Origin of the sequence: Blautia sp. Marseille-P3201T (assembly GCF_900120295.1) — a bacterium.
Classification (GTDB): Bacteria; Bacillota; Clostridia; order Lachnospirales; family Lachnospiraceae; genus Blautia.
Genome location: NZ_LT635464.1, coordinates 20,951 through 34,108, shown reverse-complemented (window position 1 = coordinate 34,108; position 13,158 = coordinate 20,951). Strand labels below are relative to the sequence as shown.

Annotated in this window: 9 protein-coding genes and 1 pseudogene; 1 reads left to right on the top strand and 9 read right to left on the bottom strand. The window is 37.4% G+C overall.

Annotated elements, in window-relative coordinates:
• Nucleotides 1–19: 19 nt before the first annotated feature.
• On the bottom strand, nt 20–1,834 hold the full coding sequence (locus BQ7352_RS00490) for a hypothetical protein (RefSeq protein ID WP_072445980.1): 1,815 nt from the start codon (nt 1,832–1,834) through the stop codon (nt 20–22).
• A gap of 254 nt (nt 1,835–2,088) precedes the next feature.
• Entirely contained in the window at nt 2,089–3,321 is a 1,233-nt protein-coding gene (locus tag BQ7352_RS00485) for a transposase (protein ID WP_242948491.1), read from the bottom strand.
• A 164-nt stretch (nt 3,322–3,485) separates the two neighbouring features.
• Here BQ7352_RS00485 and BQ7352_RS00480 point away from each other — a divergent pair.
• A pseudogene (locus tag BQ7352_RS00480) lies at nt 3,486–3,995 on the top strand (transposase); the annotation flags it as partial.
• A gap of 177 nt (nt 3,996–4,172) precedes the next feature.
• Here the strand turns inward: BQ7352_RS00480 and BQ7352_RS00475 are convergent.
• The 7 genes from BQ7352_RS00475 to BQ7352_RS00445 all read right to left on the bottom strand — a co-directional run bounded on the left by BQ7352_RS00475 (nt 4,173) and on the right by BQ7352_RS00445 (nt 12,652).
• Nucleotides 4,173–4,667, bottom strand: a complete 495-nt coding sequence (locus BQ7352_RS00475) for a QueT transporter family protein (protein WP_072445978.1) — start codon at nt 4,665–4,667, stop codon at nt 4,173–4,175.
• Nucleotides 4,668–4,878: 211 nt separating this feature from the next.
• The gene (locus BQ7352_RS00470; protein ID WP_072445976.1) at nt 4,879–5,724 is read right to left on the bottom strand and encodes a carbohydrate ABC transporter permease; all 846 of its coding nucleotides are present in this window, start codon (nt 5,722–5,724) and stop codon (nt 4,879–4,881) included.
• Nucleotides 5,724–6,608, bottom strand: a complete 885-nt coding sequence (locus BQ7352_RS00465) for a carbohydrate ABC transporter permease (RefSeq protein WP_072445974.1) — start codon at nt 6,606–6,608, stop codon at nt 5,724–5,726. The genes BQ7352_RS00470 and BQ7352_RS00465 overlap by 1 nt, the downstream gene beginning before the upstream one ends.
• A gap of 11 nt (nt 6,609–6,619) precedes the next feature.
• Entirely contained in the window at nt 6,620–7,906 is a 1,287-nt protein-coding gene (locus BQ7352_RS00460; protein WP_072445972.1) for an ABC transporter substrate-binding protein, read from the bottom strand.
• 117 nt (nt 7,907–8,023) lie between these two features.
• A complete protein-coding gene (locus BQ7352_RS00455; RefSeq protein ID WP_072445970.1) occupies nt 8,024–9,547 on the bottom strand; it encodes a response regulator transcription factor in 1,524 nt (507 codons plus the stop codon).
• A gap of 4 nt (nt 9,548–9,551) precedes the next feature.
• Entirely contained in the window at nt 9,552–11,372 is a 1,821-nt protein-coding gene (locus BQ7352_RS00450; RefSeq protein ID WP_072445968.1) for a cache domain-containing sensor histidine kinase, read from the bottom strand.
• Nucleotides 11,369–12,652 carry an ABC transporter substrate-binding protein gene (locus tag BQ7352_RS00445; protein WP_072445966.1) on the bottom strand — a complete coding sequence of 428 codons (1,284 nt, stop codon included), beginning with the start codon at nt 12,650–12,652 and terminating at the stop codon, nt 11,369–11,371. Before BQ7352_RS00445 ends, BQ7352_RS00450 begins: the two co-directional genes overlap by 4 nt.
• Nucleotides 12,653–13,158 lie beyond the last annotated feature (506 nt).

Below are 13,158 nucleotides of genomic sequence, written 5' to 3'. Positions count from 1 at the left end.
TTAAAAACTTCTCCTGTATTTAATTTATCTCTGATATTCCTGGCTTATAATTTCTAACTGATACGTATTCATTAATCACATCAATGGAGCTCGAAAAATCTCCTAATGTTACCAAATACTCGCATTGTTTCATCTTAGATTTTTGATCTTCTGTAATATTACTCTGTTTCAAATCCTCCAAATTATATGTTTCAATATGCACACTTCTTAAATATGCTGACATGAGCCACCAAATTTTACCCGAATCTTGAAAATCATCTGAGTTCCATAAAACCAGATAACTATAATCGTTATATTCCCAGCTTTCTGGAACATATTTCTGACATAGCTCCCATGCGTCTGTTGTATAATTTTCTTTCTGATATTCAAAATCACGTCCCCAAACATATCCTGTGTCAAAATAAAACATTCCTAAAATTCCAAACATAATACAACTAACCGCTAACATTACTTTTTGCTTTACAACAGAAATATTCATAATTATATACAGAATGACGAATGCAACTATTCCTGTAATAAAAATTGATGCAGTTCCCATATATCTATAAAACGATGCCAAATAAGTAGAATTTGCCTCATTCTCTCCCATAGAAAACATATAAGTAAATAATAATCCTATATTATAAAGAACGAAAAAGCTTATAACATATAGAAAAATATTCTTTACCCATACAGTTTCTTTTCTATGAAAATATTTCAAAGCATAATAAAAAATTAGCATAAACGCTAAACATATCCAAATTACTTTTACCTGCGAAATCATTCCACTGCCTTTAAATATTTCAGACATGTATTTCCCAAATATTCCAACTATGTCCTGAAACGTTTTTCCTGAAAATATTCCTAAATATCTATTCAATGACACACCTTGATAAGTATCTGAAATATTTCCATAAATCACTACTGAGCGATTTATATATAGCCTTGTACATAAAAATGGAATAATAGTTAATAAAAAACTTATAATAATATTCTTTTTTACATTTTTTCTCTCATTATTCTGATTAACGTTCATAAACCATGCCAATGCAATAAAAAATACTAAAAGAAGTCCCGATGTTTTCACCAATGCTGTAAAACAAGCTCCTAACATGACACCGAAATATAACTTAATATCCATTCTGTCTCTTTCATTAAAAATGAGAACAACAACTGCTAACGGAATAAGTGCTAAAACAGTATCTACCAGTAAGGAATAAATGCTTACATTCATTGCGCACAAAATAGTTGATACCACAAAAACATAAATAAAACTTAATGCTTTACATTTTTTTTCAATTTTTTCACCAATTACCCCTAAAAAAACAGCACAGCAAGAAAGTATTAAAATTGCCTGTGCAAATAAACAGTTTTCTGCTGAAAAACTTATAAATCGAGTAATAAAATATATCCATGTAGCTGTTCCTGGTACATAAGATGGAAAATACATATCTGGCTGTGATGGATATGCATTTTCTACATGCATCATTTTGCAAATACGATACCAATGTGAAAAATCATCATAATGAGAAAGTCCCACTCCTCTTGTTATTACCCATAGCCAAATTAGACCTATTAGCATACATATAATAGTAGAATTAAAAACTGCTTTTATGTAAAAATCCAGTTTTTTCTTCTTCACTGTCATAACAAATATTCCAAAAAGAAGAAACCAACCAATAAATACAATACTAAAAGTTCCCCACTTTAAGCATTCCAAAACTCCTGCAATATACATTACAAACGTAATCCACGAAACAACTATTATTGGAAAATATGCATTTTTCTTTTTCCAGCGCATATTATAATAAAAGTAATATCCCAAAATTGCTCCAACTAATGCTATTACTCTCATCAATCTTATCCCCCCTTTTTCTTAAATTAAAATTCCTAAATTATTATATATAGATAGAAAAAGAGAGTCAAGTAAAACTTGCTTGAGTTTCCGCAGTTCTATCCACAGAACTTCTACTCATCCCTGCTGATTATACACAACTTTCCAAAAGCACCCAAAAGTGCTTTGAACGCTTATCTAACCCACGTAAAGAAATGATACTCGGCTTCCCCTGTCATTCATATCGATGACCAGGTCGCTGAAAAACCCGATGATTATAAATTTGAGTCTTTTGGCTGGATACGTAATGGTCTGAGAGTACCTCTACAAAAATGTTTATAGAAGTTGCTATTGCAAAAACAGCAGAGCCAATAAAAGTGAAAATATCTTTCTGTTATTGGATCCGCTGTCTTTATAATAGCAGCTTTAAGGATATTTGTTTCCGGCTTCATGGAAAGATGAGCCAGGAATGCCATGCATAAAGTGATATAGAAATTTAAGGCATTGATTGCTTTGAGCTTCCGTACCCGGAAGTTTTCAAATTGGAATATCTGTTTTTTACAGCGGAAATATTCTTCAATGCGCCATCTGGAAAAATAAAGCTTTGCAACCTTTATCACATCGTTTTTCGATTTGATCTCTTTATTGGTTGCAAGCATCATAGGGTGATCCGTAATGCCATAAACAAGGACTAAATAAATATCTTTTCTGGATGCAGTGATTTGTACTTTTACATGGGAAAGATAAGCCTCGTGCTTTTTCCCTTTGTAGAACAGGGGAAGTTTTACTTTGCCTTTCCTTCTGTTACGCAGTTCCGTGGCAAATACCCATTTATTATGGTATAGGAGCTTCCGTTTTGCAGTCAGGCGGATGACATATTCCTGGTCCATGGAGTCCAGTTTGAGAAACATCTTGTTATCATCGTAGCCCCGGTCCATGACAAAGGTTGCTTTTTCAAATAATGCAGCTGCACGTTCCATAGCAGAAAAAGTAATGTCATTGGTGGATGTGAAGCTTTTTTCCTTTGAAGAATGAATTTCTGAAAAAAGACTGACTGGATGATTGTTGTTGGTAAGTACAGTGGCTTCTGTGACATGATACCCTTTCTTATAGACATTTTTTGCAGAGGTACTCTCAGAACCATCGCGTACCAAGCCGAGAGACTCAAATTTATAACCATCCGGTTTTACAACGTCACTGTCATCGATATGAATGACAGGATGAACCGGACACCATTTTTTTATGTTGGTCAGGTAAGCATTTAAAGCGTCTTTTGGTGTGCCTTTTGATAAATGTCTGGAAAGGCGGTCGACGCTATTAATCTTTTTGGAATGCTCATGTAACCGGTCAACAATGTCTGTAAGCAGACAACTGTTGGAAGCAAGCATACCATAATTCATGTCAGCCATAAACTTTCGTTCCGGTTTGGGAAGCTTTCCGGAAAATTTATTTGAAAAAGTTAAAATTTCCCGTTTCATTTGGTAGGTTTTTGATGTAAAATTAGCCATAAGGGATCCTTTCTTTTTTTGTTTAGTGGGATAATTTTGTGGTGATTTTATTTTACATCAAAAAGAGAGAGAATTCCTTATATTTTGGGCATTTTTAAAAAATTGTGTATAATCAGTAAGACTGATTGGGAGTTCTGTGGACAGAACTGCGGAAACTCAAGAAGATTATCATTGACAAATATCATTTTATCCGGCAGGTTACATGGGCAATTGAAGGTGTCCGCAAAAGACTGCAACGTTCCATGCCTTCTTCCCTGCGGAAGTATTACAAAAAGAGTAAACGTCTCATCCTTACCAGATACCAGAAGTTAAATGAGGAAAACAAAAAAGCCTGTGACCTTATGCTGCTTTATAACGACGACCTGCACAAGGCACATTTCCTGAAAGAAAAATTTTATGATATCTGTCAGGACCACAAATATTCCCGGCAGAGAAAAAATTTCTTTGACTGGATAAAAGCAGCTGAAACTTCCGGTCTGGCGGAATTTGAAAAATGTGCCAGAACCTACCGGAACTGGGCAAAAGAAATCCTTCATGCTTTTAAATATCCACATATCACCAATGGACCAACAGAAGGATTTAACAATAAGATAAAAGTTCTGAAACGTATTTCCTATGGAATTCGAAAATTTGAACGTCTCAGAACTCGTATTTTTCTTGTAACAGACAATTAAAAACAAGGTGGGTGCTTGAAGGTTTGTTTGCCATGTCATAAATTTGATTTTTTCCATGCAAACAAAAAATACCTCTAAATACAACTATGGAGCGGAATTCAGAAAATCCCGCCCCAACTATTGACATAGAACCAAAAAAGAAGATCCTGCGTCTGCAGAACCCCCTTATTTTTTATCTTATGCTCTTTGTGATGCGAAAATCTTTCCGCTATATTTTTTCAAAACTGCCGCTAAAACATTTCCCAGTATTCCACAGGAAATAATTTCCCCAATTCCTACGGTTAAAGCCAAAAATGGAATTGGAAGTACCACACCGTAAGCATAGCGAAGTACAAACGGAACAACCAAGGCATTTACCAAAATAGGCGGTAAAACTGCCAATGCTCTGTGGTGATTTCTCAATGCGTATGTCCCTGCCGCTCCTATAAGTGTTGCGATGCTGCCGCAAATAATGTCAGGTAAGATTGCTCCGCCTGTAATATTTCCAATCAGACATCCTACAAACAATCCCGGAATTGCCGCCGGTGTAAAAATAGGTAAAATTGTCAGCATTTCGGCAATACGAACCTGTATTTCTCCAAAGCTGATAGGCGCAAAGACAATAGTAAGCACCACGTAGATTGCCGCAATCATTGCAGCCTGTGTTAAGTACGACACATTTTTGTTTTTCATATTCTGTTTTCTCCTTTAGTTTTGTTTTACGAGTGGAAGGTCACGAACACTCGCGCCTAAGCGGTTATAAAAGATATCCGGCGGATGTCTTTTATAACATCCCATTATGCCGGAAATCGGCGAAGCCCTTATAAGACCTTGTTTTTATGGGCTTTACAACGATTGGTAGTATAGCATGGCAGTGCTGAAAAATCAAGGTCTGTTCAAAATTTTATGCCTTTACTGCCCCGTTGGTAACTCCCGCAATAATCCACTTCTGACAGAAAATATACACTAGAAGAATTGGGATCAGTACCAGCACATAAGATGCAAATGCCAGATTATATTCTGTATTAAATTGCCCCTTAAACACATACTGTGCCAGCTGTAAGGTCTGATATTTCTCCTCGCTTAAAAGTACCAGAGGCATGGAGAAGTCATTCCAGGTCCACATAAAGGACAGAATAGCCACAGTCGCGCTCATAGGCTTCATCAAAGGAAAAATAATTTTATAAAAGGTCTGAAACGGAGTTGCACCGTCAATATAGGCCGCTTCATCCAGAACCGGAGGTATGGATTTTACAAAACCCGTATACAGGAAAATATTCATCGGAAGACCGAAAATAATATACAGGAACGTAATTCCAAAAATATTGTCCATATGGAAGGCAGAAGCCTGTTTTACCAATGGCAGCATAATAACATTAAACGGAATGAACATAGCACTGACAAAGTAGTAATACGCGAAGTTAAAAAATTTACTCTTGTCTTTATTCCTTGTAATAGCATAAGCTACCATAGAATTTGAAAGAATGGTAAATACCAGATTAATAACCGTAATGAACAAAGTATTCATAAACTTTCTCGGATAATCCGTCATTACCCATGCATCTACAAAATTCTGCAATCTGAGTTTTTTTGGAAAAGACAATACATTCGCCATTTCTGACGGGTCTTTTACTGCAATCAGTACTGCTATATATAAAGGTCCGAGGATAAACACCACTGCCAGCACAAGCAGCAGTATAGTCATGGGCCAGTTATATTTTTCTTTTACTTTACATTTGCTTTTTCCCATTAGTTCATCTTCGCCTCCCTCTTCTCAAGTACTTTCAGCTGGAATATAGAAATTCCCGCAATAATCAGAAACAGAATTACCGCATTGGCTGATTGGTATGCAAACTGTCCACCGTCAAAACCTCGTTTGTAAATTAATACAGAGATACTTGTTGTGGATGTACCGGGACCACCGCCTGTCATTGCCATAATCTGGTCGAATGCCATAAGGAAGTTTTTCACACTCAAAACCATATTAATGGTAAAGAATGGGGCAATTAAAGGGAAAGTAATCTTAGTAAATCTCTTAAATCCAGTTGCACCGTCCAGGTCTGCTGCTTCATATACGTCACGGTCCACCGTCTGCAGTCCTGACAGGTAAATCAAAGTGTTAAATGCCATAGCCTGCCATACCGTTACAAACAAAATTCCCAGCCACGCATGATTGGTTCCCAGAATATTTGTACTCAGCGCCTCAATTCCCAGCTTCTGTCCCCAAATAGGAATGACATTACCGAAAATAAAGTTAAATACAAAACCAATAATCAAAGTACCCAACATATAAGGAAGAAAATAAATTGCCTTAATAGTATTTTTAAATTTTATTTTTGCATTTAAACCACAGGCAAGAGCAAGACTGAGAGCATTTACTAAAATTGTGGCACACAGTGCAAATTTAATTGTAAAGGCATAAGTCTGTCCCATAGCCGGGTCTTTAAAAAACTGAATGTAGTTCCGAAATCCTACGGTATTCCAGATACCATACCCTTTCCAGTCAGTAAAACTATAAAAGATACCCTGGAAAAACGGTATAGTATGGAAAATAAAGAACAGAATTATAAACGGAACCACCATAAAATAAAACGATTTGTTGACAGTGGATTTCTTTCCGTGTTTCTTCTTCATTCTTCTACCTCTTAGTTCACATTTAATGTATCATAATCTGTATCCAATTTCTTTAAAGTATCTGCAATATTTGCCGCATCATCTTTTCCGTTTCCTTTTTCCAGGAAGAAGTTGGAAAGAGCTGCGCTTATATCAAATCCGCTTGGATAGTAGTGGTCTGGGAAGTCTACCACATTTCCGGCTTCAATATCCGGTTTTGCACCTGCAACACTTGGGTCGTTCTGTTCAACACCTTTTACTGCGGAGAAAGCAAACTGCTCATCTGCATAAAGCTGTGCATTTTCTTTCTGCACCATAAAGCTAATGAAATCTTTTGCACCGTCTGGATCACCGCAATTTGTAGTAATACCCAGAAGTACGTCCACACCGGAGGTTACTTTATTTGCATCTGCCTCATCAGTAGCCGGGAATTTAAACTGGTCAATATTAACATCCGGATTTGCTTTTTTGATTTCTGTAATCGCCCAACTTCCATTTATCATCATAGCTGCTTCCCCTGCCGCAAATTTCTTATTTCCGTCATCATAAGAAGTACCCATGTAGTCTTTCTGTGCATACTCTACCAGTTTCAGATAATTTTCCAAAATTGCTTCGTGAGTACCTTCAAAAGTAGCTTTTCCGGCTTTCTTATCGTTGTAGAAGTTTTCCGGCTGCATAACCGGCGCCATCGCATTCCATGCCGGAAGAATAGTCCATGCATCTTTGAAAGTCAGTTCAAATGGTGTGACTCCTGCTGCTTCTAACTTTTCACATACTGCCATTAATTCAGAAAAAGTAGTCGGAATTTCAATCTCATTTTCTGCGAAAATATCTTTGTTATAAATAATTCCGGAAGAATTTGTTGCATAAGGGACACCGTAAGATTTTTCTTCCTGATCTTTATTCAAGGCATAAAGCATATTAATGTAAGACTCATTAATATCATCCAAAAATTCTTCCCCGGATAAGTCTGTCAGCACTCCTGCAGACTGTAATTCCGCATAGTTGAAATCACCACCCATAGCTACCATATCAGGAAGGTCATTTTTTGTCATACGAGTTTTCAAAACTGTACCAGCATCTGCAGGCTGTGTCAATTTTACAGTTACTTTATCCTGAGATTTATTGTAAGTATCTACTAATTTCTGTAAAGTTTCTTTATTTTCCGGCTTTGTACCAAACAGTTCCAATTCTGTCTTTCCATCAGAAGTTTTCTTTGTTTCTTTTCCTGTCTCTGCACTTCCGCCACTGCAGCCGGTAAGCAAACTCATACCCATCATTGCAGCAAGTCCAAGTGCTGTTAATTTTTTTCCTTTCATAAAAAAATCCTCCTTATAACATTCCTTTTTGGGGTCTTACCCTCTTTCTGGAATTTATTATAAGGAGAATATCCTTTTTTCAGTATAAATTATCTGATATAACCAATAAGAATTTTCTTACTGATTTCTGTATTGCTCAGGAGTCATAAGATAATACTTTTTAAAAGTCTGTATAAAGTAAGATACATCATTATATCCCACGCAAAGTGCTACATCGCTGATTTTCAGCCCGCTCTCCTTTAAAAGCTCCGCAGCCTTCTGCATACGCAGTTCTGTCAGATATTTAGAAAATGTCTTACCTGTCTCCGCCTTAAACAGGCGGCTCAAATAACTGGGATTAACAAAATACTTATGGGCCGCCAATTCGTTAACCGTAATGTCATGCTGATAATTCCACTCTAAATATTTAAGTAAATCCTCTATAATAGAAGCTTTCTGCCCTTCTTCCTCTGACATATCGGAAATCAAATCAAAAATATAACGCTGCAGTTCCTCCATAGAATGAAAGGCATACAAATCCGTCTTAAAATTAAATAACAAATAAGAGCTTTTGTCCGTTTCCTCACTCTCCTGACCTTTTCGAATGGTATACACCTTATTAATTACATTCATAATCTGAATTAAAGAAGTAAAAAGAGAATAAATACTGATTTCCTCTCGATTTTCACATTGTTGAAACAGCTTTCGTGCCATATTTATCGCATCCTCAGTCCGATTTTCTGTCAGACATCTCTCCAACTCTATTTCCTCTGCCTGAGAAAACAACTGCACCACATTTACCTCTGCTTCATAACGATAAATCTGCTGCTCAGGCTGCAAAAGTCTCTGATTTATAGCATACACTGCTTCCCTGTAAGCACCTGCTCCCTCTTTTACACCATTTTCTGTTTTTTCATGGCACTGACTAATACCCACCTGTAATTCTACCCCTGTTTTATTCCAACAGGACACTAGTTTTTTTCGGAAAAATATTTCTGGAAACTCTTTCCCGCCATCAGCTTTCAACACCAGAATAAATTCCTGTTTAGGGCAAAAATAACCTACACGAATGTCCTCTCCCCTGAAAATCTCTAATATATTTTGAATTTTTTCTTTATTTAATTGCTGTTTTCTGCTCTGCACCGTTGCCAGATACCAGCTGTCTGCTGCTGTTTTCTGAAATAAATTCCCCAAAATTTCCTCTGCTGTCACTTCATTCTCCAGTATGTGGGAAAAATCCATAAACTCTCCCCTTTGGATTGCCAGCTGTTTCTCTATTTTCTGTCGCAGCTTCTTTTGCTCTTCTCCTACTCTTTTTATCGCTTTTTCAAGCTCTTCTTTTTTTACCGGTTTTGTAAGATAATCTTTCACTCCATAGCGAATAGCTGTAGCCGCATAATCAAAATCTGCATATCCACTTTCAATAATTACACTAGTTTCCGGAAATTTTTCCCACAGCTGTCTGGCTACCTCCAGTCCATCCATATCCGGCATTCGAATATCTGTCACTACTAAATCTGCCCCCTCTTCTTCCAGAAGTTCCAGAACTTCTCTGCCGTTTTCTGCCTCTTTGCAGAATTCTATTTCGATTGTTAATTCTTCAATCCTTTTCACCAGCGCCTTTCTGGCAAAAAATTCATCATCAGCAACAATTATCCGCATTTCTCTACCCTCTCTTTTCCTGTGAAACATCCATACTCTTCACCCGCAGATACACTCGGGTATATTCTCCCAAACAGCTTTCCAACCAGATACCACAAGGTTCCCCATAATAATTTTTAATTCTGGCATTTACATTGCGAAGTCCAATCCCTGCTGCTGCCTCGAATCCGGCTTCTCTTTCAAGAGCTTCGTTTATAGCCTGAACTTTTTCTTCTTCCATGCCCACGCCATTGTCCTCCACAATAAGAATAATGGTTTCCTCTGCTTCCCGGTATCCTCGAATTCTCAAAATGTCCTTCTTCTTTTTCTCGGTAAATCCATATTTGTAAGAATTTTCCACAATAGGCTGCAAAATAAACTTCAATACCTTGCAGTCAAATAATTCTTCCTCCATAGAAATTTCCACAGAAAAACGCTCCGGAAAACGAATTTTCTGAATGCACATATAATTTTCTGTCTGCGTAATTTCTTCTCGTATGGAAACAATTTCTCTTCCGTCAATGTTATACCGGAACATATCGGATAGTCCAGAAGCAATTTCCGGTATATAGTCCACATCCTGCAATTGGGCTATGGAACTGATTGTATTCAGCGCATTATAAAGAAAATGGGGATTTATCTGAAACTGCAGCATTTTCAACTCTGCCTGTTTCTGATTTAATTTATAAATATAGTCTTTAATAATATTGTCATTAATCCTCTTGGCCATGGCATTATAACTTTCAATCATCTGCTGAATTTCTTCCGTTCCCTCCACTTGTTCCCGAGGAAAAAAAGCAATCTCCTGCCCTTCCTCAGAAATATCTGCCACATTCCCCATAAAGTCAGATAGTTCCTTTACGGGGTGACTAACCCATTTTGCCAAAGCATAACTGCCTGCTGCAGTAATCAATACAACTCCGATTAATACTACCAACAGCACAGACATATTATCTAAAATCTGTAAAACCAGCCCCCATACCGGAAGATACTGCACCAAATACCATCCCGTATCTTCATGTTTTACTGCTGAAGCCACACATTGTTTCCCATGCAGCTTTAACAAACCTTGCTTTTCCTGCGTTTGTACCAAAATTTTACTTTTCTGTGTCAGTTCTTCCATAGTTTCTGTCTGAGAAAGTTCTCCTTTTTGAGAGTCAAATAAAAGCTCTCCCTCTCCTAAAATGAAAAATTCAAAGCTCTGGTTCATTTTTGCAGAGCGATACCACTGATTTGACAGCTTATCAAAATCCAAATCCAAATATATCGTCGCTATAGGTTCCTCATCTACAATATTCCACACAGGATGAATAACCGACACTACTTTATGCTCTACTAAACTAATTGTTTCCTTATGCACAGGACTAAAATAACCTGGTGTATCTTTTTCCCACTGAACATCTTTTATCAGATAACCCATTCTCTCGATATAATCATCTTCTATTTCTTCTACACTTTTATAAATTCTGCCATCCTGCGTTACAATTACAGCACGCAACACATCATTCTCCATATCCACCAGCAGTTTCAGATACTCTTCTAAGTTATTTTCTGTAGCTTTCTGACTTTCCGCATCAATATCACTGTCATCACTACACAGAAGATTGCGGATTTTATCATCTGAAAAATGTAAATAAAGAAAAGACTCCGTACTATTTAGAGTGCTGTCCAAATTTATGGTAAGCTGCTCGTTATATTCCTCCATGTGTTCAATTTCTGTCTGCAGTTCTTCCTGATAGCTCCGAAGAAAAAACAAGAGAAACGCCAAAAGTGAAACAGCAAACAGAGCTCCGAAACCATACATCATAGTCTGTTGTAAAGACTTCTTTTGCCATCTGCTCTTCATTGTTTTCTCTCCTTTGCTTCCAGATACACATCCTTATACTTTTGTAAACTTTTCGTATATTTATCCAGATATGCATCTATCTCTTTTGCACTTGCATCCGGCATCAGCTCCAAAATATCCTTATCCCTGATAACACTGGTCTGCAAAGGCAGCCAGGATGCGTCCATGACCGCTCTGTCTTCCCGTAAAAGTTCATGAACTTTAGGCGCATACTCTGCCCGATCTCTATTCCCTTCCATACTGCTAAGAGAACACTCTGCATCCAGATAAATCTGCAAATTTTCCGGCTGCATTAAAAATTCCACAAACCTCTCCGCCTCTTCCGGATACTTACAGTCTTTGGAAATCCCCACACTGCTGTCTATCCACATGGTCACAAGCTGCTCACTGCCGTTATCCACAGGAAAAGGAATAAGTTCCACGTTCATCTGTGGATTTCTCTCCATAATACTCCCATAAGCCCAGCTTCCCTGCATAAACATAAAGCTTTCTCCCGATGCAAATTTTGTCATAGCCTCATCATAATTCAGATTGCTGCACTCCTCCGTGGTATACTGATGTAATTCTATAAGCTTTTCCAGAGAACCTCTGCTGGTGGAATCCTCTGTAAAAGAAGTCTTACCTGTAGCCACCTCCGTCCAGAAACTTTCAAAATTCCCCCTGTACGCACCTTCTATACTCTCCCAGTTCTGATGCACCGTCCAACTTTCCTTATCTGCAAAAAGAAACGGCACTTTCCCCCGCTTCTGTATTTCACGAGACACCTGACATAATTCTTCATAGGTTTTCGGAATTGTAAGTCCCTCTTCCAAAAACAAATCTTTGTTTATATAAATCCCTTCAAAACTCATAGCCAGAGGCATCTGATAAATATGAGAATTATAGCGAAGATATGGCAGATATTCGTCCTTAATACGCTCGACACACTCCATGTTATCCAAGGGGCGAAGACAACCTCCCATAACATATTCAAAAGTTTCCACACTCTGCAGTCCACCCAGTTCTACAACATCCGGAAAATCACCTTCAACAGCCGAAATCCTCAAAGATGCATCTGCATTAGTATTCATATTCTGATACACTTCTATCTCATCCTGAGATGCATTAAATTTCTCAATAATTTCTTCTAAAACCGCATAAACTTCACGTTTCCTATTATAAAATTCCAGACGGACCTTCTCACTTTTCTGTTCAGTTTTCTCCTTTTGACCGGAGGGAAGCAAAAACAGAACAGCAATAAGACATATTCCCCCTAAAATATAAACAAATGATCTTTTCATTGATTGACGTTTACTCTTTCTCTTAAAATTATTATACTAAACAATGTAAATTCATTGTACCACAATAGTTTCTCATGAAAAAGACACATCCGCCTAAATTTATAGCCTTTTCTCTATTCGCTTAAACAGTCTTGCCTTCAAATTGAAACATCTGCTTTTTACAGCGGAAATATGAAACTCAGGAAATCTGCATATTGTATTCTTAAATTGCATATGCTATAATGCCAGTAGGCAAAACGATATGAGAGTTATCTTTCATTAGCAACAAAAAAGCCGGAGGTGTGCGAGACCTTCGGCTTTTTCTATTCCTAATTTTGGCAATGGGAAGGCTTAACCCCATAGGCTAGCTGCCAGCTATTTGTCTCCGTCTAACCATTTGCTGATGAGATGGCAAACCACACCAGCCGTAACAGAAACAACAAACGATATGAGTATATCTTCCACAAGCAACACCCCCTTTCTATGCCTTTATAGAGGGTGGCAACATTATCAGTATAGCTTAATTT